Below are 24,439 nucleotides of genomic sequence, written 5' to 3' on the forward strand. Positions count from 1 at the left end.
GAGGGGGACTGATGGCGCAGCCCATGTCGGCCACCGCCAAACCGGCCGGGCCGTCCGAGCCGCCGCTGACCCCGCTGTCCGGCATGCCCAAGCGCGTCGGCAGCGAGCTGCTGCTGCTGTTCTTCGCCGGGCTCGGCGTGTTCGCCTTCCAGCTCACGATCGACCTGGCGCTGACGAAGGAGACCACCTCGGTCACCTTCATGATGCCCGCCCTGGCCTTCCTGACCTCCCTGGCGGCGTGGGGCATCATGCGCGGCCTCGCCCCGTACGCCGACCCGCTGCTCGTGCCGATCGCGTCGTTCCTGTCGGGCATCGGCATCGTCTACATCCGCCGCCTCGACCGCACCGCGACGACCACCGATCCGCTCCCGGCCGACGCCGGCGTCTTCGCGGGCCAAGGCGGCAGCCAGCTGATGTACTTCATGGCCGGCGTCGTGGTCTTCGCCGTGTTCCTGGCGCTGGTGCGCAACCACCGGATCCTGCGCGGCTACGCCTACATCCTGCTGTTCGCCGGCATCGGCCTGGCCGCCCTGCCCGGCTTCCTGCCGTACTCGATCTCCGGCTCCGACGGCTCGAAGAACTGGATCCGCTTCGGCAGCTCCTTCTCGGTGCAGCCCAGCGAGTTCGCCAAGCTCATGCTGCTGGTGTTCTTCGCCGTCTACCTGATCCGCAAGCGGGACGTGCTCTCCGTGGCCGGTCCGAAGGTCCTCGGTCTCCAGTTCCCGCGCATCAAGGACCTCGGGCCGATCATCATCGTCTGGGGCGCGAGCCTGCTCCTGCTCATCTTCGAGCGCGACCTGGGCACCTCGCTGCTGCTGTTCGCGATGTTCCTCGCCGTCCTCTACATCGCCACCCGCCGCGCCTCGTGGATCGTCATCGGCCTCGCCCTGTTCATCGGCGGCTGCGTCGCGCTCTACCCGTTCTTCTCCCACCTCCAGGTGCGCGTCGCGATCTGGCTCGACCCGTGGAACCCCAACTACGTCTTCGGCGACGGCGTCGAATACCCCTCGTCGTACCAGCTCGTGCAGGGCCTCGCGGCCCTGAACTCCGGCGGCCTGTTCGGCAACGGGCCGGGCGCGGGCAACCCCAACCTCATCCCCGCCTCCGAGTCCGACTTCATCCTCGCCGCCCTCGGCGAGGAGACCGGGCTCATCGGCCTGGTCGCGATCCTGCTGCTGTACGCGCTGTTCGTCCAGCGCGGCTTCAAGGCCGGCATCATGTGCCGGGACCTGTTCGGCAAGGTCCTCGCGGGCGGCCTGGCGTTCCTGGTGGCCTTCCAGCTGTTCGTCGTGGCCGGCGGCGTCACCGGGCTCATCCCGATGACCGGCCAGACCACGCCGTTCCTCGCCGCGGGCGGCTCCTCGCTCGTCGGCAGCTGGCTGCTGGTCGCGATGCTCGTGCGCGTCTCCGACGACGCCCGCAAGCCCTGGCAGGTCTCCTACGGTCTCCAGAAGACCGAGGCCCCGCCGGAGTTCCTCGCCGAGCAGGCCGCCAAGCGCGCCGCCGCCGAGGCCGCGGCGGGCGTCGCCGACGACGGCCCCGTCCCCGGCGGCGACCAGCCCACCGAGCTGATCATCCCCTCGTCCCTCCAGGGCGGCGCGGAGCCGAGCGGCCAGACCCCGGCCGGCACCGAGCAGAACCTTCCCGCGCACGGCGCCCAGAGCCCGCCCGCCGGAGGCCCGCAGAGCCCCCCGCACCCGACGAACCGGCAGCCCGGCGGCCCGCCGCAGAGCCCGCCTCCGAGCCCCCCGCCGCCGAACTCCGCTTACGGCGGCCCGCCCCGACCGGGGACGACCTCACCGCAGCCACCGCCACCGCCGAACTCGGCCTTCGACTACCGTCCGCAGCCGCCCGCCTGGGGCGAGGACAAGAAGGGAGGCGAATCGTGAACCCCGCCATGCGGCGCACCGGCGTCATCGCGCTCGTCCTGCTCGGAGCCCTCATCGTCCAGGTCACCTGGGTCGGCTTCTTCGAGCACGACGACTACGACATCCTCAGCAACACGCGCACCACCATCGCCGAGTACGAGGTCCCGCGCGGCGATATCGTCGCCGGCGACACCGTCCTCGCCACCTCCGTCGAGACCGAACCCGGATCCACCTACGACTACCAGCGCCAATACCCGGCGGGCGAGGCCTTCGCCAACCTCACCGGCTACAAGTCGCGGATCTACGGCACCGGCGCGGGCGGCATCGAGGCGGTCGAGAACGAGGTCCTCAACGGCACCAGCTCGCTGCTGTTCCTCGACGACTTCTGGGCGAGCGCCTCCGGCGAGCCCAAACCGGGCGGCGACGTCCACCTCACCATCGACCCCGAGCTCCAGCAGGCCGCCTACGACGCCATCGCCGAGACCGGCTCGCAGGGCGCCGCGGTCGTCGTCGACCCGCAGACCGGGCAGGTCCTCGCCCAGGTCTCCTACCCCGGCTGGGACCCGACCGAGGTCTCCTCCAACGACGGCGTCGTCGCCGAAGAGGCCAAGAACGCCCTCGACGGCGACGAGGACAACCCCGCCCTCGACCGCGCCCTCAGGGACTTCTACCCGCCCGGGTCGACGTTCAAGACGATCGTGGCCGCGGCCTTCATCGAGAACGGCGGCGACGCCGAGTCAATGGTCCCCGCGGGCAACGGCTACACCGCCCCCGACACGGACCACGAGATCACCAACGCCGACGACCAGTGCCCCGAAGACGAGCTGACGCTCAAAGAGGCGTTCAAGCGCTCCTGCAACACCACCTTCGCCCAGCTGTGCGTCGAAGAGCTCGACGACGACGACATCCGGGAGATGGCCGAGGCCTTCGGCTTCGGCGAGGAGTACTCCACGACGGCCCAGAGCGTCGCCTCCGAGACCGGCGACCTGTCCGCCGAGGCCTTCCGGGCCCAGGCCTGCATCGGCCAGCAGGAGGTCCGCGAGACCGTCATGCAGAACGCCCTCATCGCCGCCGCCATCGCCAACGACGGCGAGCGCATGGCCCCGCAGGTGATCGCCGAGATCACCAACTCGGCCGGCGAGCCCGTCCAGCGTGGCGACGAGGACTCCCTCGGCGACGCCGTCTCCAGCTCCACCGCCGAGGAGCTGCGCGAGATCATGGAGGCCGTCGTCGACGGCGGCACCGGCTCGGGCGCCGAGATCGACGGGCTCACCGTCGGCGGCAAGACCGGCACCGCCGAGCACAGCACCGAGGCCGACGGCGACGAGGCCAACCACGGCTGGTTCCACGGCTGGGCCATGGGCGATGACGAGGACGACTCCGTCGCCGTGTGCGTCTTCCTCGACTCCTACGGCGACGGCGGCTCCTCCAAGGCCGCCGAGATCTCCGGCGACCTCATGGAACAGGCGCTGAGCGGCGAATAGCTAGACTGAACCGTCGACCCCCCCGAGATATAAGGAGCACGCCGTGTTGAGCCCCGAAATGCTACTCGGGCAGCGCTACCGCCTGCACGAGCGCATCGCGGTGGGCGGCATGGGCGAGGTGTGGCGCGCCGAGGACACCGTCCTGGAGCGCAAGGTCGCCGTCAAGGCGCTGCTGCCCGCACTGCTGAGCGAGCCCGGCTTCGCCAAGCGGTTCGCGGCCGAGGCCAAGACCGTGGCCGCGCTCTCCCATCCCCACATCGTAGGCGTCCACGACTACGGCGAGGCCCCGCTGCCCAGCGGCGACACCACCGCCTACCTGGTCATGGAGTACATCGAGGGCCGCTCGCTGGCCGATCTGCTCTCCGAGCGCGGCGCCCTGCCCGCCGCCGAGACGATGCCCATCATCGCCTCGGTGGCCGAGGCCCTCCAGCACGCGCACGACCACGGCGTCATCCACCGCGACATCAAGCCCGGCAACATCCTGGTGCGCTCCCGTGACGGCCAGGCCGTCCTGACCGACTTCGGGATCGCCCGTTCCGGGGCCGCGGGGGACCTCACCGCCACCGGCGCGGTCATGGGCACCGCCTCCTACATCGCCCCCGAGCAGGCCGAGGGCACCGGAGTGCTGCCCGCCTCCGACATGTACTCGCTCGGCGTCGTCGCCTTCCACGGCCTGACCGGACGGCGCCCCTTCGACGCCGAGAACCCGATCGAGCTGGCCCTGCACCACGTCCGCACGCCCATGCCGCCGCTGCCGAACGACATCCCGCCGGGGGTGCGCGCCTTCGTCGAGCGCGCCATGACCAAGGACCCGGCGCAGCGGTTCGCGACCTGCGCCGACATGGCCGGGGCCGCCAGGGCCGCCTTGACGGCCCCGCCTATGACCTCGGTCATGCCGAACCTCGCCTCCACGCCTCCCGGGGCGGGCGTCGTCGGCATGGGCGGCCCGCCCGCCGGCGTCGCAGAGCAGTCCCCGGCGGGCCCGCCGTACGGCGAGATCAACATGGGCGCGCCGGTCCCGGCCTCGCCGTCCGCCGGACCGAACAAGGCCCTCCTGGGCGCCATAGTGGGCATAGTGGCGCTGGTCCTCGTAGGCGGTATCGTGTGGTTGTTGCTGCTGAACGGCAACGGCGGCGACGGGAGCGGCGACAATCCCACCGGGGACCCGGCCGACAACGAGACGAGCGAGACCACCGAGTCCGAACCCGAGTCGCCCGAGGACACGGAACCCGACGACTCGCCCTCTGACGAGGAGACGGACGACAGGACCGGCGGCGGATTCGACTCGTGCCTGCCGGGCGCCATCTGCGACGACCAATAGCGGGCTTCACGGCCATCCACAGCGATTAGAATCGATCCGCGATGAACGGAACACGAGGACGTATAACGCGATGACGACAGAGCCCCGCCTCCTGGGCGGCAGATACGAGATCGGCGAGGTCGTCGGCTACGGTGGGATGGCCGAAGTCCACCGAGGTCGGGACCTGCGGCTCGGTCGCGACGTGGCGGTGAAACTGCTGCGCGCCGATCTGTCTCGCGATGAATCGTTCCTCGTCCGCTTCCGGCGGGAGGCCCAGAACTCGGCCTCGCTGAACCACCCCAACATCGTGGCCGTGTTCGACACCGGCGAAGAGCACGGCATCCCCTACATGGTGATGGAGTTCGTCAACGGCAGGACCCTCAAAGAGGTCCTGATGGCCGAGGGCCGCTTCGACCCCGTGACGGCCTGCGAGGTCGTCGCCGACATGTGCTCGGCGCTCGACTTCAGCCACAAGCACCACATCATCCACCGGGACGTCAAGCCCGGCAACGTCATGCTGTCCGACACCAACCAGGTGAAGGTCATGGACTTCGGCATCGCGCGGGCCCTGGCCAGCGGCCAGGCCACCATGACCCAGACCTCCGCGGTGATCGGCACCGCCCAGTACCTCTCTCCCGAGCAGGCCCGCGGCGAGACCGTGGACGCCCGCTCGGACGTCTACGCGGTCGGCTGCGTGCTCTACGAGCTGCTCGTCGGCCACCCGCCCTTCACCGGCGACAACCCCGTCTCCGTCGCCTACCAGCACGTGCGGGAGGAGGCCCGCCCTCCCTCGGAGCTGAACCCGAGCGTCCCGGCGACCGTCGACGCCGTGGTCATGAAGGCCCTGGCGAAGAACCCCGACCACCGCTACCGCTCGGCCGGGGAGATGCGCGAGGACCTCATCCGCGCCGCGCGCGGCGGCGAGGTCAGCGCGCCGATGGTCATGGCCGGCGACGCCCGCACCCAGGTCATCGGCGGCGCCGACTCCACCGAGCCGATCTCGCCGATCGAGCCGCGTTCCAACCGCGGCAAGCCGTGGCTGGTCGCCCTCGGGGTGATCGCCGCGCTCGCGCTGGTCGGCCTCGCCGCGTGGGGCATCATGCGCGCCATGTCGGCCCCCGAGGCGGTGGCGGTGCCGGACGTGAGCGGCATGTCCGTGGAAGAGGCGACCCAGGCATTGGAGGACGACGGCTTCACGGTCGCCTCGGAGGTGCTGGAGCAGGAGGCCGAGCAGGCCGGGGATCCGAACATCGGCAACGTCGTCGCCCAGGACCCTCCGGCCGGCGAGGAGGCCGAGGAGGGCACCGAGGTGACGCTCACCGTCCTGGTCGAGCCCGCCGAGGTCGAGGTGACCGACGTCGTCGGGCAGGACTTCGAGTCGGCCGAGGCGGCCCTCGTGGAGGACGGCTTCACCGTCGTCCGCGAGACGCGGTCCTCGACCGAGCCGCCGAACACGGTCCTGGAGCAGAACCCGCAGGGCGGCACCATGGCCGAGGCGGGCTCCGAGGTGACGCTCACGGTCTCCGAGGGCGGCGTGGTGGTCGTGCCCGACGTCACCGGCTCGACCGAGCAGAAGGCCGGAGAGACGCTGGGCGAGGCCGGGCTCGACATGGCCGTCGAGTACGTCATCGACGGGGACACCCCGGGCGTGGTCGACAGCCAGGACATCAGCCCCGGCTCCGAGGTCGACGAGGGCACGACGGTCACGGTCTACGTCACCGGCGTCGTGATCGAGTGGGACGAGGCCACGACCCCGCAGCAGCTTCAGAGCCAGTTGGAGAACGACGGCCTGACCGTGACCATCGCGGGCGACCCCGAGGGCACGGTCATCGAGTCCGTCTCCGGCCCCGACGGCGATGTGACCAGCGGCAACGTGGTCGCGCCGGGCAGCGAGGTCACGATCAACGCCACTACTGAGGATGACGGCGGCGGCGGAGGCGACGACACGACCTCGCCGGACTGCAACCCGGTCCTCGAGAACTGCGAGACCGAAGAGGCCAATTAGCCCGAACGCGCGAACAGGGCCTTGCGGGGTGATGCCCCGCAAGGCCCTGTTGCGTTCCGTGCCGCGCAGACCCGCCTCGGTGCACGCGCGGCACCGGAGGGACCCGAGCCGCTGTAGCGGCCCGGGTCCGGCTTCCGACCCATCAGAAAATTTCCTTTATGGAGTGTGAAGGCCGAGTGGCGCCCGGCCTCCGCATCGCGTCGTCGAGCAGCGTCCCGACGGGTCGGCGCCCGCGTCTCAGGCGGGCTCGATCGAGCCGTCGAGGATCCGGATCATGATCGGGTTGTCGAAGTAGACGTCGTTGAGCTCGTAGGCCCCCGAGTCGACCTTCTCGACCCGCTCGCCCTCGATGGCGTAGGTGACGCGCTGGTTCAGGAACAGCGGCAGGCGCGGCAGGGTCTCGTTGAACACGATGCCCAGCTGCTTGTTCGCCTCGGCCTGCTCGGCCTCGGTGCCCTTCTGCGCCTTCAGGTACAGCTCGTCGACGTTGACCGTGCCCTGGGTCTGCGTCTCCACCGCGTCGGTGGGGATGCCCATGCCGGGGGCGTCGGCCGTGTTCGCGTTGTCGGTGAACCAGGCCATCTGCCAGGAGCCGTAGACGTATGGCACGAAGGGGTTCGCCCACTGGCGCACCGCGATGTCGAAGTCGCCGGCGCCCCAGGTGCCCCACTGGTTCCCGTCGTCGGGCAGGTTCCGGTAGGTGATGGTGAAGCCGAACTCGTTCAGCTGGCTCATCGCCTGCTCGCCGGTCAGCGCGAAGTCGGTCCAGCCGTCGATGCCGATGATCTCGTACTCGGCCAGGGCGCCGTCCGGCTTGTGCCAGCCGTCGTCCTCCTTGGTCCAGCCGGCCTCCTCCAGCAGCGAGGTGGCCTTGTCGTGGTCGCTGGCGTAGTACTCCAGCTCGACGTCGTCGAACAGGCCCTCGGCGTGCGGGTCGGGCAGGCCCGTGTAGGTCGCGGGGATGTAGTAGCCGCCGGCGCCCTTGGCGATCTCGCCGATGATCTCGGTGTCGAAGACGTACATGAAGGCCTTGCGGACCCGCACGTCGGCGAACTCGGGGAAGCGGCCCTGGTTGAGCATGAGGCCGATGCCGTCGTAGCCGGGCGTGGAGATCTCCTTAAGGCCCTCGACTCCGGCGATGGTCTGCCGGTCGGTCGCGCCGAGCACCTGCGTGGAGTAGTCGACCTCCCGGTTGAGCAGCATCTGCACGCTCGCGGCGTTGTCGCCCTTCTGGACCTCGACGGTGTCGAAGTTCACCTGGTCGGCGAACAGGCCGTCGGAGTGGACGCTGAAGGTCACGACGGTCTCGCCGATCTCCTCGAACTTGTACGCGCCGCAGGTGACGGGCATCCCGTCGTCGAGGAAGTCCTCGGCGGCGATCTGCTCGGACAGCGCCGACTGCTCGGGGTCGCCCTGCACCACGCCCGAGGCCACCAGCTCGGCGGCCTGGTCCATCCACTCGCCGTAGCGGGCGTGCGGGAGGACCTGGGTCTTCAGGACGCCGTGGTCGACGCCGGGGAAGACCTCGGTGTAGACCACGGTCACCGTCAGGTCGTCATCGGCGGTCGCCGACACGACCTGGTCCCAGCCGATGGTGCCCTGCGCGGCGTTGAGCTTCTGCAGGTTGATCGAGCCGACCAGGTCGGTGGCGGTGACGTCCTTGTCGTCGGTCCACTTGAGGCCCTCGCGGAGCTTCACGGTCAGCGTGGTGCCGTCCAGTGAGATCGTCTCGGCGAGCTGAGGGATCCATTCGTTGGTGCCCCAGTCCACGAGCGCCGGGCGCGGCAGGAACAGCTCGGCCACCGGCGCGGCGACCAGGAGCGCGGCGTTGCTGATCGCGGCGTTGTGGTGCTGCGTGGTGGTGTCGAAGGGGTAGACGTAGACGAATTTCCCGCTGGCCCCCTCGTCTTCGCCTTCGGCCTGGCAGGCTCCAAGGACGCTGGTGGCGGCGACGGCGCCCGCGCCGATGCCGACCGTCTGCATCAGGCGGCGTCGGGAGAGCTCGAAATTCTGAGAGGTCATCGCCTCTTCCTTTCCATGTAAAGGGCTGTTGTAGAGATGAGGACGAGGAAGACCCCGAGCCCGACCGTCAGCGTGCTGATGGTGGACTCCGCCGTCCCCGCGGGTAGGTAGAGCAGGAGGAGGGCCGCGCTCAGAGTCAGGAAGACCCCGAACCCGAGCCCGAATCTGGCGATCAGGCCGACCATGCCGCGCCCCGAGGGGAGCCTGAGCCCAAGGCGGACTCGGCAGGGTCGTCCGAGGGGCTCCGCCCGTGGTCGCGGGAGACCACGTGGCAGGCCAGCCTCCGGCCGCCCGCGGCGCCGGGGGCCGCCGGGCGGCCCCCGAACCGGATGAGCGGCGGTTCGGCGTCGTCGCACAGACCCGGCTCGTAGGCCGGGCAGCGCGGGTGGAAGGCGCAGCCGGACGGCAGCGCGGTCAGGCTGGGGATGTCGGCCGACCGCAGCTCGGAGGCGGCCCGGTTGGCCCTGGCCAGGTCCGGGTCGGGCTCGCAGACCGCTCCGATGAGCGCCTTGGTGTAGGGGTGCTGCGGGTTCCCGATCACCTCCGGGGTGGGGCCGTGCTCGACGACCTTCCCCAGGTACATGACCGCGATCTCGCCGTCCCAGGCGAAGTACTTGGCGACGGCGAGGTCGTGGGTGATGAACAGGAATCCGACGTCGAGCTCGTCGCGGAGCTTGCCGAGGGTGTTGAGCAGGCTCACCCGGATCGAGACGTCCAGCATGGACGTGGACTCGTCGCAGATGAGCAGCTCGGGGTTCATCGCCAGGGAGCGGGCCACGTTGACCCTCTGGCGCTGGCCGCCCGACAGCTGGTGCGGGTAGGAGTCCAGGTAGGACTCGGGCGGGGTGAGGTCGACGAGCCGGAGCAGCTCACCGGCCTTCTCGCGGGCCTCGGCCTTGGACCTGACCTGCTTGTGGCGGCGCAGGCCCGCGGTGAGCGTCGAGAAGACGGTGCGGGTGGGGTTGAGCGCGGCGTAGGGGTCCTGGTGGATGAACTGGACGGCGCGGCGGTAGGCGAGGCGCTCGGCCGAGCTCATCCGGCTGACGTCCTTGCCGCGGAAGGCGACGGTGCCGCCGGTGGGCTTCGTCAGGCCGGCGGCGGCGCGGGCCGTGGTGGTCTTGCCGCAGCCGGACTCGCCGACCAGGCACAGGACCTTGCCGGGTCGCACCTCCAGGTCGACGCCGCCGACGGCGGGGACCTCGCCCTTCCCGGTGTCGAAGACCTGCTCCAGACCGGAGAGCTTCAGCAGCGGCTCGGACCCCGCCGTTTCGGGGCCGCGGGTGGGCACGTCAGACATTGGTGGGCTCCTTCTCCGCCGAGGCCGCTTGGCCGCCCGCGGTCTTGCGTTCCAGACGGACCCGGTCGTGGTGGAGGCACGCCGCGGCATGCGTCATGCCGTCGGGGCGTTCGGCGAGGACCTCGAGGGCCACCGGGGCGGCCTTGCACTCCTCGGTGGCGAAGGCGCACCTGGGGTGGAAGGCGCAGCCGTCCGGCATGGCCTTGAGGCTCGGCGGGTAGCCGGGGATCGACTCGAGCCTCGGCGTGGCCCCACTGGCGGGCACGGCGTCCTTGACCGGCATGACCGCGTTGATGAGCCCGGCCGTGTACGGGTGCTTCGGGGCGTGGAAGATGTCCCGGGCCGAGCCGGTCTCGATGATCCTCCCCGCGTACATCGTGGCGACCCGGTCGGCCAGCTCGGCGGCCAGGCCGAGGTCGTGGGTGATGAAGACCATCGTGAAGCCGAACTGGCGGCGCAGCTCGTGGAGCTGCTGCACGATCTGCCGCTGGGTCAGCAGGTCCAGGGCGGTGGTCGGCTCGTCGAGGACGAGCACCTGCGGGTTCAAGGCGATCGCCAGCGCGATGAGCGCCCGCTGCTTCATGCCGCCGGACAGCTCGTGCGGGAAGGACGGCAGCACCCGGTCGGGGTCGAGCCTGACGGCCTCCAGCAGCTCGCCGGCGCGCCGCTCGACGGCCTGCTTCGTCCAGCGCTTCCCGCCGGAGTGGTCCCTGAGCGTGTCGGCGAAGTGGTCGACGATCCTGATGACGGGGTTGAAGGCGTTCATGGCGCCCTGGAAGACCATCGCGGCCTCGTTCCAGCGGAATCGCCGCAGCGGCTCCTTGCCCATCGTGAGCAGGTCGGCGCGGGTGCCGTCCTTGAGCCGGTACACCAGCGAGCCGGAGGTGATCCTCCCCGGCCCGGGGAGCAGGCGCAGCAGGCCGAGCCCGAGGGTGGTCTTGCCGCAGCCGGACTCGCCGACGAGCGCCAGGGACTGGCCCTCGTACAGGTCGAGGTCGACGCCGGTGACGGCGGTGACGGATTCCTTTCGGCCGGTGCGGTAGGCGATCTCGAGGTCGCGGACGCTGAGAATCGGTTCTGTCACGGTCTCACCTTTCCCTCAGGCGCGGGTTGAGGGCCTGGTCGAGGCCGCGGCCCATGGTGACCAGCCCGATCGTGAAGAGCACGATCATGACCAGCGGTGCGATGACGTACGGCAGCGTGGTCGGGTTGAGATAGAAGTTGTCGCGCCACGAGATGTGGATCATCAGGCCCCAGTTCGGGGTGCCCGAGGGCATGAGCCCGAGGACGTAGAGGCCGACGATGGCGTAGATCGCCTGGTTCACCGCGATGACGAAGTTGACGAAGATGAACCCGGCCATGTTCGGCAGGATCTCCCGGAAGACGATGCGCGCCGCGCCGAGGTCCTGGAGCCTGGCGGCCTCGACGAACTCGCGCTCCTTGAGGCTCATCACCTGCGCCCGGATGGACCGGAACAGGAAGGCCCACATGGTGGAGCCGACGACGAGGGCGATGCCCCAGGGCGGGATGTTCTCGAAGAAGGCGACGACGGCGAGCATCAGCAGGAACTGCGGGATGGTGACGGTGACGTCGGTGAGCTGGAGCAGGATCGAGTCGATCCGGCCGCGGAAGTAGCCGGCGATCGAGCCGAGGGTCACGGCGACGAAGACGGCCATGACGGCCGCCAGGGCGCCCACCCAGATCGGCTCGGCACCGGAGTTGACCAGGATCTTGAAGGTGTCCTTGCCCTCGTACTGGGTGCCGAGCCAGTGCTCGGCCGAGGGCGAGAGCCAGATCTTGGAGACGTCGGTCGGGTTGTGCTGGTCGATCAGCAGCGGGCCGACGAAGGAGAACAGGACGATGGCGAGCACCAGGAGGGAGCCGATGAAGCCGGCGGGGGAGCGGGTCAGCCCGGTCCAGATCTGGCCGAGGGCCGACTGACGCGCCTCGGGCGCGGGAGCGGCGGCGGTGTCCGCCGTGCTGACGGCTGCGCTTTCCAGCATGGTCAGGCCTCCTCGGTCTTGATGCGGGGGTCGACCTTCGACAGGACGAGGTCGACGGTGAGGCTGGCGAGGACGACCGAGGTCGCCAGGACGATCACGGCGGCCTGCACGACCGGGTAGTCGCGGTTGGTGATGGCGCTCATGAGCATCTGCCCGGCGCCGGGGTAGTCCAGGACCTGCTCGATGACGATCGAGCCGCCGACGAGGGTGCCGACGGCGAGCGCGATCTGGGGGATGACCGGGAGCAGGGCGTTGCGGCCGACGTAGGCGCGCCCGATGCGGCCGGCTTTGAGGCCCCTGGCCTGCGCGACGGTCACGTAGTCCTCGGTGAGGACCTCGGTGGTGGCGGCCTTCATGTTGAGCATGAAGGAGCCGGTGGCGGTGAACGAGAAGGCGAGGATCGGCAGGATCGCGTGGTAGAGGGCGTCGCCGATGAACACGGCGTTGAAGCCGGGCTCGACGCCGGCGGTGACGCGCCCGCGCATCTCCAGGAACGGCAGGATCTCCAGGACGGTGTAGCCGATGACGACGACCGCGGCGATGAGGATGTAGTTCGGGACGCCGGTGAGGAAGGACCCGATCGAGGTCATGACGTGGTCGAAGGCCGAGCCGCGCCGGTAGGCCATGATCATGCCGACGGTCAGGCCGACGGTGACGGCGAGGGCGACGCCGGCGCCGACGGCGAACAGCGTCCACGGCAGGTACTCCATGACGTGCTCGAAGACCGTGCTGCTCGGGTTGGTCAGCGAGTTGCCGAGGTCGAGGGTGACCAGGCCCTGGAGGAACTCGAGGTACTGCTGCCACAGCGGGGCGGTGGTGTCGTAGTGGATCATGTTCGTGGCGGTCGCCATGGCCTGGTCGTGCGTCATCCCGGCGCTGTTGAGGCGCCCGGCCATGATCTCGATCGGGTCGCCGGGCATGAAGTGCATGAGCAGGAACGTGATCGTCGAGACCAGCCAGATGACGAACACGGACTGGCAGACGCGTCGGAAGGCGTATGAGGTCCATACGCGCCGGAGGACGCTCTGGCCGGGGGGCCGCCGCCGCTCGGCGGCGGGCTCCGCGTCCGTCGGCGGGGGCGCGGTCGGAACTGTCACCGGCACTCCTTCGTGCGTGAGTCGGGGTACGGTCCGGCGTCGGCCGCCGCGCTGTTCGATGCGGATGAACACCGGACCGAAACAAACTGGAAAGAATGTTTCTAGTTAACGAACTTACCTGCGGTGACATGCCACACGCCAGCCCTGAGACGGAATCGTTACGTTGCGGGCGGCGTTCTTCCAGCTCTCCTCGGTCGCGGAGCACCGGAGTCGACCGCCGCGCGGGCGCGTCCGGCGAGCGGCGAGGCCCGCGAGCCGCCGATTCGCCCGGTCGGGCCCCGTCCATCCATACCACGCTGTGACGATCGCCTCCCGGGCCTGCCTGTCGCCGCCGGCACAGCCCCAGTACGCTCGTACTGTTAGTAGCAGGGCATCTCGCGATGCCGAGCACACGCACGACTCGGAGGCCTCGCCGAGGGGGCGACGCCGAGCCGATCACGGACAGCGCACCGAGCAGCGCTAGGAGAGGTACCGAACGCATGGCCAAGATCAAAGTCGCGGGCCCGGTCGTCGAACTCGACGGCGACGAGATGACCCGCATCATCTGGAGCAAGATCAAAGACGAGCTCATCCACCCCTACCTGGACGTGGACCTGAAGTACTACGACCTCTCCATCGAGCACCGCGACGCCACCGACGACCAGGTCACCGTCGACGCCGCGAACGCGATCGCCGAGCACCACGTCGGCGTCAAGTGCGCCACCATCACCCCCGACGAGGCCCGCGTCGAGGAGTTCGGCCTCAAGAAGATGTGGCGCAGCCCCAACGGCACCATCCGCAACATCCTCGGCGGCGTGGTCTTCCGCGAGCCCATCATCATGAACAACGTCCCCCGGCTCGTCCCCGGCTGGACCAAGCCCATCATCATCGGCCGCCACGCCCACGGCGACCAGTACAAGGCCACCGACTTCAAGGTCGACCGCCCCGGCACCCTGACCGTCACCTTCACCCCCGACGACGGCTCCGAGCCGATGGAGTTCGAGGTCGCCCGCTACCCGGAGGGCGGCGGCGTGGCCATGAGCATGTACAACTACAAGAAGTCCATCGAGGACTTCGCCCGCGCCTCCTTCCGCTACGGCCTCTCGCGGAACTACCCGGTGTACATGTCCACCAAGAACACCATCCTCAAGGCCTACGACGGCATGTTCAAGGACGTCTTCCAGGAGGTCTTCGACGCCGAGTTCAAGGCCGACTTCGAGGCCAAGGGCCTGACCTACGAGCACCGCCTCATCGACGACATGGTCGCCGCCGCGCTCAAGTGGGAGGGCGGCTACGTCTGGGCCTGCAAGAACTACGACGGCGACGTCCAGTCCGACACCGTCGCCCAGGGCTTCGGCTCGCTCGGCCTGATGACCTCGGTCCTGATGACCCCCGACGGCCGGACCGTCGAGGCCGAGGCCGCCCACGGCACCGTCACCCGCCACTACCGCCAGCACCAGGCCGGCAAGCCGACCTCGACCAACCCGATCGCCTCGATCTTCGCCTGGACGCGGGGCCTGGCCCACCGCGGCAAGCTCGACGGCACCCCCGAGGTCACCGGCTTCGCGGCCGACCTCGAGCAGGTCGTCATCGACACCGTCCAGGGCGGCCGCATGACCAAGGACCTGGCGCTGCTCGTCGGTCCCGAGCAGGAATGGCAGACCACCGACGAGTTCCTCGACACCCTCTCGGAGAACCTCGCCAAGCAGGCCGCCTCGGCGTGAGGCCGTAACCCCGGGCCCGGAAGCTCGTTGAGCAGGGTGCGGTGCGCGAACGTCCCCTCCGGGTGGCGTCCGCGAGCCGTCCCTTCCCAGTTGGAGGCCCCAGCCGAGTGCGCTGTCGCACACTCGGCCGGGGCCTCCCCCCTTTCGCGGCTTGTAAACTCAGACCCGCCATGAACACTCGAGTGGAAGGCACATGCAAGTGAAAGGCGTCATCCTCGCCGCCGGCCAAGGGCAGCGTCTGCGCCCCGACACGGACGAGCTGCCCAAGACCCTCCTCCCGCTCACCGAGACCGAGACGATCCTCGACACGATCGTCGCCGGGCTCGCCGCCGTCCGCGTCACCGACATCGCGGTCACCATCGGCCACGCCGCCCACAGGATCCGCGAGCACGCCCCGTCCCTCGAGGCCCGCTACGGTGTCACGGTCACCCTCGTCGACAACGACAAGCCCCACTGGAACAACGCCTACTCCCTGTGGACCGCCCGCGAGCACTACGCCGAAGGCGCGATCCTGGTGAACGGCGACACGGTCCACCCCTACAGCATCGAAGAGCGCCTCCTGGACGCCGCCGAGGAGTCCGGGCAGCTCCTGCTCGCCCTCGACGACCACAAGACCCTCACCGAGGAGGCCATGAAGGTCCGCATCGGGCCCGGCGGCGTCGAACTCATCCACAAGCAGCAGCCGACCGAGGCCGCCGCCGGCGAGTACATCGGCGTCAGCCTCATCCCCGCCGGCCTCGCCGACGACCTCACCAAGGCCCTCGAGGCCACCTACACCCGCGACCACACCCTCTACTACGAGGACGCCTACCAGCTCCTCGCCGAAGCCGGTCAGGTCGGCACCGTCTCCACCGGCCCCGTCGCCTGGACCGAGGTCGACGACCACGCCGACTGGGCCGCGGCCGAAGCCATCGTGAAGGGGCGCTAGTGCCGCTGCTCGCCCGCACCGTCCTGGCGCCCCTCGCGGTCGAAGTCGCCCCCGGCGCCCTCGCCAGGCTCCCCGAACTGCTCGTCGACACCCGGATCTCCTCGGGAGGCCGCGTCGCCGTCGCCCTCGGCCCCGGCCTCGGCACCGAGATCGCCTCCCGGCTCGACCTGCCCGACGCCGTCGTCCACACCATCAAGCCCGGCACCCTCGACAGCGCCCACGAGCTCGCCTCGCGGCTGCGCGACGACCGCGTCGACGCCCTCGTCGGCATCGGCGGCGGCCGCCTCATCGACACCGCCAAGTACGCGGCGACCGAACTGGGCCTGCCGATGGTCGCCGTCGCCACCAGCCTCGCCCACGACGGCCTCGCCTCCCCGGTCGCCTCGCTCGAACGCGAGAAGGCCACCATCTCCTACGGCGTCCACACGCCCCTGGCCGTCCTCGCCGACCTCGACTTCATCCGCCGCGCCCCCGCCGCGCAGCTGCGCTCGGGCGTGGGCGACGCGCTCACCAACCTCTCGGCCACGGCCGACTGGGAGCTCTCGCACCGGGTCACCGGCGAGGCCGTCGACGGCCTCGCGCTCGCGATCGCCCGCACCGGCGCCGAAGCGGTGCTGCGCCACCCCGGCACCATCGCCAACGACGACTTCCTCGCCAGCCTCGCGAACGCCCTCATCCAGGGCGGCCTGGCGATGGGCATGGCCGGGTCCTCGCGGCCCTGCTCGGGCGGGTGCCACGAGATCGCCCACGCCCTCCAGGCGCTCCACCCCGGCCTGGCCGGCCACGGCGAGCAGGGCGCGATCGGAGCGCTGTTCTGCACCTGGCTGCGAGGCGACGAGACACTGTTCGCGGAACTGGCCGCCGCCATGCGCCGCCACGGCCTGCCGCGCACCCCGGAGGAGCTCGGTCTCACCGTGGAGGAACTCGCCACTGCGATCGAGTGCGCTCCGAGAACCCGCCCCGGGCGTTATACGATTCTCGAACATCGTGAACTGGATTCGGTGGCCATCAGCCGTCACCTCACGGAGATGATGCATGAGCTCGATTAGCCCGCACCCCGACGGAGTCTCCGGTGGCAACCCCGGGAGCGGCGAGGAGGACCGATCCGGCGCCTCGGCTCCTCAGGGCGGCTACGGCACCGGGCCCTCGGGCGCTCCGGCAGGACACACGCCGGGGACGACGAGCTCCGGTTCGGCGGCGTACGCGAGCCCCCCTCCCGGGGGCGCTCCGCAGGCCGCCCCGCAGGGCTATCCGGCGCAGGGCTACGGCCAGCCGCAAGGGCAGCAGCAGCCGCCGCCCGGCGGCTACAACGCGCCTCCGAATCCCAACCCCTACCGCCAGCAGCAGCCGGGGACCACCTACGGGCAGCCCCCCGGGCCCTACGGCCAGCCGCCGCAGCCGCCCCAGTCGCCGCACTACCCGCCGCCGTCACCGCAGTACCCGCCGCAGACCCCGCAGACGCCTCCCGGGCCCCCGCCTCCGGGCCCGCCGCCGATGCCGCAGGCCCCGTACGCGACGCGCCCCGAGCCGCACCGCGACATGCCGATGGCCGGCGCCTCCCCGATCCGGCGCAACATCGACGACACCGCCGAGCTCCCGGCGTTCCTGGACTCGGCGCGCAGCGACGAGAGCCCGCACTCGAAGACCCCGGTGCCCCAGACCAAGGGCGTGACGCGGAAGTTCCCGCTCACGACCGGCTTCACCGCGCTGCTGCGCCACCGCCACGCCCTGTCGGTCCTGGTCAAGCGCGACCTCGCGGTCAAGTACCAGTCGACCGTCATGGGCTACGTCTGGTCGCTGATCGAGCCGCTCGGCCTGGCCGCGATCTACTGGTTCGTGTTCGGCTTCCTGTTCGCCCGCGAGGGCGACCTGCCCCAAGGCGTCGGCTTCCCGCTGTTCATCATCTGCGGCATCTTCGCCTGGCAGTGGTTCACCAGCGCCCTCAACGAAGGCACCAAGTCCCTCGGCGGCCAGGCGGCCCTGATCACCGTCATGAAGGTCCCACGCGAGGTCTTCCCCGTCTCCAAGGTCTTCGCCCGCTTCGCCGAGTACGTGGTCGGCTTCCCGATCATCGTCGCGATGGCGATCGCCTACGGCGGCACCTTCGGGCTCAACCTCCTGTGGCTCGTCCCCGCCATCCTCGTCCAGGCCATGTTCCTGACCGGCATCGTGTTCATCCTCGCGGGCCTGAACGTGCTCTACAAGGACGTGCAGCGCTTCCTGAGCCTGGTGACCAGGATCCTGTTCTACTCCTCGGCGATCATCTTCCCGGTCACCCGGGTGGCGGAGACGCTGCAGGACCACGAGCTCATCTACCGGATCTTCAGCCTGAACCCGCTGGTCGGCATCTTCCAGATGCACCGGGCCGTGTGGATCCCCAGCTTCCACCCGGACTGGTACCAGCTCGGCAGCTCCGTGGGCTTCGCGGTGTTCTTCCTGTTCTTCGGCCGCTGGATCTTCTACAAGCTCGAACCCAGGGTCCTGAAGGCCCTGTGAGCCAACAGACCGCGGGCGTGTTCGCATCGCGCTTTGTTTGTACGATGATGGGATACGACCCGGTCTGCGGTGTCGACCGCGCCGCGGCCCGGCCGCCGCACCGGTCGAAGTCATCCCGGGACCGCCGAGCGCCTCGGCGTCCCGACGCATCGCGCGCCGCCCCGAGATGGAGACTGTTGCTTTATGACCTCGCCTCAGCCCCCGAGACCCCATAGCGGCATCGCAGGGGCGGCTATCGACGAGGAAACCCTCCACCTCCCGCTGACCACCCCCGGGCCGGCCTCGACGGTCAGGCCCACCGCGCCGAGCCCGTACCCGCAGCGCCCGCCGTTCCAACCGGCGCCCGCCCCGGCCCCGCCCAGGCCGCAGCGGCGCCCCGAACGCTGGGAGGGCACCGGCTTCCGGCCCGACATCCAGGGGCTTCGCGCCATCGCCGTCGTCCTGGTCCTGCTCTCGCACGCGGGCTTCTCCTTCGCCGAGGGCGGCTACGTCGGCGTCGACGTCTTCTTCGTCGTCTCGGGCTTCCTGATCACCTCGCTGCTGATCAAGGAGGTCTTCGACACCGGCAGGATCTCCATCTCCGGCTTCTACGCCCGGCGCGCGCGCCGCATCCTGCCCGCCGCGAGCGCGGTCACCATCGTCACCGCCCTCGCCGCGTGGCTGTGGTTCCCCGTCACCCGCCTCGAAGCGGTGATGCAGGACGCGTTCACCGTGATCGTCTACGTCATCAACTACCGCTTCGTCGCCGAGAGCGCCGAGTACCTCAACGCCGGGCAGATGCCCTCGCCGTTCCAGCAGTACTGGTCCCTCGCCGTCGAAGAGCAGTTCTACGTCGTCTGGCCGCTGCTGCTGCTCGGCCTGCTGCTCGCGATGAAACGCGCGCCGCGCCGGATGCTCAACCTCGCGATCACCGTCTGCGTCGTCATCTTCGTCCTGTCCCTGATCGCCTCGGTGCTCATCACCGACGCCGCCCAGTCCACCGCCTACTACGCCGCCCACACCCGCGCCTGGGAGCTGGCCGGCGGCGCGTTCCTGGCGCTGACGCTCCAGACCTGGAAGAAGCTGCCGTCGCTCGCGGCCCTGGCCCTCGGCGTCGTCGGCCTCGCCGCGATCGTCGCCTCCGGGGTGCTCTACACCGAACAGACGCCGTTCCCCGGCTACACCGCGCTCCTGCCGGTGCTCGGCACGATGCTCGTCATCGTCGCCGGCACCGCCCGCGGCGAGAACCTCGTCTCATCGCTGCTGGCGACCGGGCCGTTCCAGTTCGTCGGCAAGATCTCCTACAGCCTCTACCTGTGGCACTGGCCGATCCTCATCCTCGGCCCCCTGGCGATCGGCGCCGAGCCGGGCCTGCTGCTCAACGTCGTCCTGCTCGCCGGAACCTTCGCGGTCGCCCAGCTCTCCTACGAGTACATCGAGACGCCCTTCCGCACCGCGAAGCTCCTCAAGGGCAACATCATGGGCCTGGCCACCGGCGTCCTGTGCTCCCTGCTCGCGGTCGCCATGATCCTCACCCTCACCCTCGGCTTCTCCAAGACCGCCGAGGAGAGCGGCCCGGTCGACCTCGAAGCGGTCGAAGAGGTCGAAGACCTCACCGCCCTCGAGCAGCAGCTCAGCGACGGCCTGGAGATCGAGCAGACGCCCGAGGGCCTGACCCCGCCCCTATCCGAGACCGAGGCCGACCGGCCCGTCACCTATGGAGACGGATGCCACCTCGACACCGGAACGGTCGAGCTGCCCGAAGGCTGCGCCTACGGTGACACGGACTCGGACACGCAGGTGGTGCTCTTCGGCGACTCCCATGCGGCCCAATGGTTCCCCGCGCTCGAAGCGATCGCCTCGGAACAGGGCTGGAGCCTGATCAACCGGACCAAGAGCTCCTGCACCCCCGTGTCGGTGCGCATGGAGAGCGATGTGCACGAAGGCGAATACGTCGAGTGCTGGGACTGGAAGGCCGAGGTCTTCGACGAGATCGACGAGATCCAGCCGGAGATGGTGGTGCTCGGCAGCTCCGACGCCGTGGACCTGTCCGGGCCGAACGGCGACGAGGCCACGGCGTGGGCGAACGGGTGGACCGAGACGCTCGAGCGGATCGGCGAATCCGCCGGGACGACGGTCGCCCTGACCGACACCCCGTGGGCCACCGGCGAATTCTCCGGTCCGGACTGCATCTCGCTCAACTCGGACGCCGTCTCGACCTGCGTGAGCGAGGAACCCTACGCGATCGTCAACGAGGACTTCAGGGCCGCGGGCCTCGAAGCGCAGGAGGCCGCCGGCGCCACGGTCATCGACACCGAGCAATGGCTCTGCCTCGACGGGAAGTGCCCCGTGATCGTCGGCGACATCAGCGTCTACCGAGACAAGCACCACATGAGCACACCGTACGCGAGATCACTGACCGGGGTCCTCTTCGAAGCCCTGCCCGCCATCTGATCGATACGGGTGGAATGCGCCGATCCGGGCGCTCCCGAATGTGTACAGAGGATGGCATCGCCAAAGCTCACGGCCCTTGAGGCGTGCCCGCCCCTGCTAGTATCGGGTCTGTGCGACCCCCAGAGAGGATGAACCCCATGCCCATGCGACGGTTGACGGCCACAGCGGCGGTCATGCTCGTCTTCGGCGCCGGATGCTCCGCCGAGAACGAGGGGAACCCCGAGGCCCCGGCCGCCTCCGCGTCGGAGGAGGCCGTCGAGCCGTCCCCGAGCATGACCGCCCACGAGGCCGTGGAGCAGGTGTTCCAACTCGAACTCGAAGCCCCCGAAGGATTCGTCGCCGACGACGTCGAACGGCCCGCCCTGGTCGTCGAGGACCACGCCACCTACGGCTTCGCACTCGAAGGCGGCCACGCGGACTCGCGCCTGTGGGTCACCACCTATCTCCTGCCGGAGGGCTCCGAGCCGGCCGACTACAACGCCGAAGTGGCGCTGATCCTGCCCTACGACGACGAGCGCGGCAACACACTCTCGCACGGGAAGCACCTCCCGACGCTGGTGAACGGCTACGAAGGCGTCTACCGCAACGCCAACATCGGCGAGGAGATCAAGCAGCAGAACCACTACCTGTTCGCCGGGCGGCACCTGATCCAGATCACCTGCCAGTGGAACTTCGACTTCAACGAGGTCTACGAAGGCTGCTTCAACCTCACCAGGAACTTCCCCTACCCGGCCGAATGGCCGATCACCAGGCCCGCCGCCTAGACCGTCACCCCGCGGTTCCGGTCACAGCTCGACGCCCACCGACCGGAACCGCTCGCGGTGCGCCTCGAAGCCGAACCGCTGCTCCACCGCCTCGATGCCGCGCTTCTGCTGCACGGTGTACTCCGACGGGTTCCCCGCCAAGGCGGTGATCAGCTCCCGCGCCTCCTCCGGCCTCGCGTAGAGCGCGCCGGTGCCGAACACCTCCTCGAAGGCCGGCGGGAGCACCGTGGGCACGCCCGCGGCCATCGCCTCGACCGGGGCCCTGCCGAAGGCCTCGAGCAGCGCGCTGTGCGGGTAGTAGGCGTAGAAGTCCAGCCCGGTGAGGAACTCGCCCACCGGCGCCGTGTCGAAACCCTGGACGGTCCAGTTCGACGGCAGCCTGCCGAGGATCCGCTCGGCCGCCCGGGCGCCGCCGAGCACCCGGATCTCCCAGTCCGGCCCTTCGGGGTAGCAGGCGCGCAGGTCGGCGGCGAGCTCGGGCCACTTCGACTGGTGGTCGCGCGAGTGCCGCCCTATCACCACCGGGCCCTCGGGGGCCTCGGGCCCGCGGCGGCCCAGCCGCGCCAGGTCGAGCGTCGGGTACCAGTAGTCGGCGGCGAGCGCCACGTCCCGCAGCTCCTCGCCGTGGTGCTCGACCAGCACCCGGTGGACCGCCGGTCCGGCCGCGAACCACCGGTGCGGGCCGATCCAGTCCGACAGCGTGCGGTGCACCAGTGCGGGGTCCCAGATCGGCTTGCGTCCGCCGACCGCGTCGTAGTACGACATCGGGGCCTGGTTCACCACGAGGATCGACTCGCGCGCCTCGATGGACGGCAGGTCGTCGCGCAGGCGCTCGGCGAACGGCGGGAACCGCATGACGAGCAGCTCGCAGGAGACCTTCGAGCGCGGCTGGACGTAGCGGACGGACTCCCCGTCCACCAGCTCCTCGATCTTCGGATTCACCGGCCGCCCCGTGTTGGAGGCGTACAGCGGGTGGTGGAGCAGCCCGACCCGCTTGCCCGCCTCCGCCAGGAGGCCGATCTCGTTGGCGTTGCTGGCGGTCGTGCCGCCGGGGAGGTTGAAGTTCGAGACGATGACGACGTCGAAGTGCTCCTCGCGGCGCGGCGCGGCCGCGGCGGTCACGACGGTCCGCAGCGCCCGGGCCGCGATCTCGCGGGCCTCGCGCGGCTGCGCCGGGTCGGCGGCGACGTCTTGGAGCAGCTTCTCCGAGTCGGCCAGGAAGCCGTGCTCGGCCCGTCCGGCCGCCGTCCGCGCCGTCTCCAGGGCCCGCTGGCGCCGCTTGGGCGACATCTCGGGGCGCCCGCTGGCGACACTGCGCAGGCGCCTGCCGGGGCGGCGCCGGCTCAGCCGCCGCAGCAGCAGCGAGAGCCCGACGAGGACCTCGACCCCCAGCACGGCGGCCATCGCCGGCAGGTACACCTCCGGGCCGGTCAGGAACGTCAGGGCCACCACGACCGCGACGGCCGCGGCCAGCGCGGCGGCCGCGGCGAGGGCTGTGGCGAGCAGGGTCGGGCGTCCGTCGGCGCGGCGGAGACTCATCGGGCGAACTTTCTGCGGAAGAGGCCGAGCAGCCGCCGGAAACCGGGCTCGGTGGCGAGCATGCACAGGACGAACAGGGTCGCGGCGACGGCCGCGAAGCCCACCGCGAGACCGGCCTGGGAACCGAGCGCGAGCCAGGCGACGACGGCCAGCGCGTACAGGGCGAGCAGGGCGGTCGCGGCGATGCCGGCGAGTCTGCGGTACCTCCGCCGGCGGGGCGGGATCGCGCCGGCGGGCTCGGACGGCTCGGCGGGGCGGCGGCGCTGCGTCGGCAGCCGGTCCTGGTGCGGCTCGGCGCTGCCGGAGCCGAACTCGACCTCGCCGCCGTGCCGCAGGGCGTACTCGGATTCGCGTCCCTCCCACAGGGACCGCTCGGCGACGACGAGCCGGGCGGTGTCGAACTCGTCGGAGGGGCACAGGTAGGCGATGTCGTGCCGGTGCAGGGCCTCCAGCACCGAGGGCCGGATGCGGCGGTCCTTGCCCAGCGGGCGCAGCAGGGACTCCTGGTGCAGGAGCCCGACCTTGCGGCCCCGCTCGGCGGCCGCGGCCGCCGCGAGCAGGGCGGCGCCGAGCGCGTCGCTGTCGTAGCGGCAGTCGGCGACGTGGACCTCGTCGAAGGGGCCGAGGTCGCGCTCGCCGCTGCGGATGAACGCGGGCGCGAAGAACGGGCGCTCCGGGCGGCCGGGGTGGATGAACGCCTCGCTGCGGCCGCGGCGGATCTGCTGGTGCCAGTGCTTCTGGCCGGACTGGTAGGCCCACCGGTAGGGGTGGATCCAGCCCATGCCGAACTCCGAGGAGGTGAGGCTGGCCTCCGAGAGGCGGACGATCGCCATGGGCGTCTCGGTGAGCCGCTTGACGGCGCGGTCGCCGAACACGGAGGCGAAGCGCATGCGGAACTCGGTGTCGGCGCCCTTGCGGACCTCGTCGAAGAAGCCCATGTGCTCGCGGACCGGCGCGAGGCGGAACATGATCGAGGTCGAGCGGACGCTGTGTATGGAGCGGGAGGAGCGGCACACGGTCAGGTCGTCGAAGGCCCGGACGGCGCTGGAGATCGAGAGGATGATCTCCGGGTCCTCCCGGATCGGCAGGGACTGGCGCTCGAGCCAGGCCGGGTGCGCCCAGTCGTCGGAGTCCAGGCCGGTGACGATCCGGCCCGAGCACTGGGCGAGCGCGTGGTTGCGCGCCACGTAGGTGCCGCAGTTGCGGGGGAGCACCAGGAGCTTGATGCGCGGGTCGAGGGCCTCGCACTCGGCGAGCAGCGGCCGGTGCTCGGGGCCGGAGCAGTCGTCGACCAGCAGCAGCTCCCAGTTCTGCCAGGTCTGCTCCAGCACCGATCGGATCGCGGTGCGCAGTTCCGGGCCGGGCCGGAAGCACGTCATGATGATCGAGATCTTCGGGCCGGTGGGGACCGGCGCGAGCGGCCCGGCGGTGAGGCGGTCGAACAGCGGCACGCTCTCGTCGTCGGTGAGCCGCAGGTCCTCCATGCCGGTCAGGAGCCGG

18 protein-coding genes are annotated in these 24,439 nt (G+C 70.4%); 10 read left to right on the forward strand and 8 right to left on the reverse strand.

The window, feature by feature from the left end; translation table 11 throughout:
- Positions 1-11 precede the first annotated feature (11 nt).
- The 4 genes from YWW_RS33070 (at position 12) to pknB (ending at position 6,657) form a co-directional block, all read left to right on the forward strand.
- The gene (locus YWW_RS33070; RefSeq protein ID WP_051326311.1) at positions 12-1,889 is read left to right on the forward strand and encodes an FtsW/RodA/SpoVE family cell cycle protein; all 1,878 of its coding nucleotides are present in this window, start codon (positions 12-14) and stop codon (positions 1,887-1,889) included.
- Positions 1,886-3,352 carry a penicillin-binding transpeptidase domain-containing protein gene (locus YWW_RS0125425; protein WP_026932281.1) on the forward strand — a complete coding sequence of 489 codons (1,467 nt, stop codon included), beginning with the start codon at positions 1,886-1,888 and terminating at the stop codon, positions 3,350-3,352. Before YWW_RS33070 ends, YWW_RS0125425 begins: the two co-directional genes overlap by 4 nt.
- 43 nt (positions 3,353-3,395) lie before the next feature.
- The gene (locus YWW_RS33075) at positions 3,396-4,673 is read left to right on the forward strand and encodes a serine/threonine-protein kinase (protein WP_081687774.1); all 1,278 of its coding nucleotides are present in this window, start codon (positions 3,396-3,398) and stop codon (positions 4,671-4,673) included.
- A 70-nt stretch (positions 4,674-4,743) separates the two neighbouring features.
- Complete coding sequence (gene pknB / locus YWW_RS33080; RefSeq protein ID WP_081687775.1) at positions 4,744-6,657, forward strand: Stk1 family PASTA domain-containing Ser/Thr kinase; 1,914 nt, start codon at positions 4,744-4,746, stop codon at positions 6,655-6,657.
- Positions 6,658-6,894: 237 nt separating this feature from the next.
- Here the strand turns inward: pknB and YWW_RS0125440 are convergent, their stop codons facing one another.
- Genes YWW_RS0125440 through YWW_RS33095 form a run of 6 tightly spaced genes read right to left on the reverse strand, consistent with a single transcriptional unit; the run spans position 6,895 to position 13,076 of the window.
- A complete protein-coding gene (locus YWW_RS0125440) occupies positions 6,895-8,679 on the reverse strand; it encodes an ABC transporter substrate-binding protein (RefSeq protein ID WP_026932282.1) in 1,785 nt (594 codons plus the stop codon).
- A complete protein-coding gene (locus YWW_RS0125445; protein WP_026932283.1) occupies positions 8,676-8,864 on the reverse strand; it encodes a hypothetical protein in 189 nt (62 codons plus the stop codon). The genes YWW_RS0125440 and YWW_RS0125445 overlap by 4 nt, the downstream gene beginning before the upstream one ends.
- Positions 8,852-9,976, reverse strand: coding sequence for an ABC transporter ATP-binding protein (locus YWW_RS33085; RefSeq protein ID WP_081687776.1), 1,125 nt, complete (start codon positions 9,974-9,976; stop codon positions 8,852-8,854). Before YWW_RS33085 ends, YWW_RS0125445 begins: the two co-directional genes overlap by 13 nt.
- Complete coding sequence (locus YWW_RS33090; protein ID WP_051326313.1) at positions 9,969-11,060, reverse strand: ABC transporter ATP-binding protein; 1,092 nt, start codon at positions 11,058-11,060, stop codon at positions 9,969-9,971. Before YWW_RS33090 ends, YWW_RS33085 begins: the two co-directional genes overlap by 8 nt.
- 4 nt (positions 11,061-11,064) lie before the next feature.
- Positions 11,065-11,979: an ABC transporter permease gene (locus YWW_RS0125460; protein ID WP_026932284.1), complete on the reverse strand. Its 915-nt coding sequence runs from the start codon at positions 11,977-11,979 to the stop codon at positions 11,065-11,067.
- 2 nt (positions 11,980-11,981) lie between these two features.
- On the reverse strand, positions 11,982-13,076 hold the full coding sequence (locus tag YWW_RS33095) for an ABC transporter permease (RefSeq protein ID WP_051326314.1): 1,095 nt from the start codon (positions 13,074-13,076) through the stop codon (positions 11,982-11,984).
- Between the two features lie 479 nt (positions 13,077-13,555).
- Between YWW_RS33095 and YWW_RS0125470 the strand changes: the two genes are divergently transcribed.
- The 6 genes from YWW_RS0125470 (at position 13,556) to YWW_RS0125495 (ending at position 21,400) form a co-directional block, all read left to right on the forward strand.
- The gene (locus tag YWW_RS0125470) at positions 13,556-14,779 is read left to right on the forward strand and encodes an NADP-dependent isocitrate dehydrogenase (RefSeq protein ID WP_026932285.1); all 1,224 of its coding nucleotides are present in this window, start codon (positions 13,556-13,558) and stop codon (positions 14,777-14,779) included.
- A 193-nt stretch (positions 14,780-14,972) separates the two neighbouring features.
- Positions 14,973-15,707, forward strand: a complete 735-nt coding sequence (locus tag YWW_RS0125475) for a phosphocholine cytidylyltransferase family protein (protein ID WP_245595502.1) — start codon at positions 14,973-14,975, stop codon at positions 15,705-15,707.
- Entirely contained in the window at positions 15,707-16,756 is a 1,050-nt protein-coding gene (locus tag YWW_RS0125480; RefSeq protein ID WP_026932287.1) for an iron-containing alcohol dehydrogenase family protein, read from the forward strand. Before YWW_RS0125475 ends, YWW_RS0125480 begins: the two co-directional genes overlap by 1 nt.
- Complete coding sequence (locus tag YWW_RS37900) at positions 16,743-18,203, forward strand: ABC transporter permease (RefSeq protein ID WP_281171025.1); 1,461 nt, start codon at positions 16,743-16,745, stop codon at positions 18,201-18,203. The genes YWW_RS0125480 and YWW_RS37900 overlap by 14 nt, the downstream gene beginning before the upstream one ends.
- 183 nt (positions 18,204-18,386) lie before the next feature.
- Positions 18,387-20,636, forward strand: a complete 2,250-nt coding sequence (locus tag YWW_RS33100) for an acyltransferase family protein (protein WP_051326315.1) — start codon at positions 18,387-18,389, stop codon at positions 20,634-20,636.
- 137 nt (positions 20,637-20,773) lie between these two features.
- Positions 20,774-21,400 carry a hypothetical protein gene (locus YWW_RS0125495; RefSeq protein ID WP_026932289.1) on the forward strand — a complete coding sequence of 209 codons (627 nt, stop codon included), beginning with the start codon at positions 20,774-20,776 and terminating at the stop codon, positions 21,398-21,400.
- A 21-nt stretch (positions 21,401-21,421) separates the two neighbouring features.
- Here YWW_RS0125495 and YWW_RS33105 read toward each other — a convergent pair whose 3' ends face one another.
- Together YWW_RS33105 and YWW_RS34570 are read right to left on the reverse strand one after the other, a co-directional pair.
- Entirely contained in the window at positions 21,422-22,939 is a 1,518-nt protein-coding gene (locus YWW_RS33105) for a glycosyltransferase family protein (RefSeq protein WP_051326316.1), read from the reverse strand.
- Positions 22,936-24,439: glycosyltransferase family 2 protein (locus tag YWW_RS34570; RefSeq protein ID WP_162146007.1), on the reverse strand; the 1,504-nt coding region annotated here is incomplete at its 5' end. The genes YWW_RS33105 and YWW_RS34570, both read right to left, overlap by 4 nt.

The organism is Glycomyces tenuis DSM 44171, from assembly GCF_000427885.1.
GTDB lineage: Bacteria > Actinomycetota > Actinomycetes > Mycobacteriales > Micromonosporaceae > Glycomyces > Glycomyces tenuis.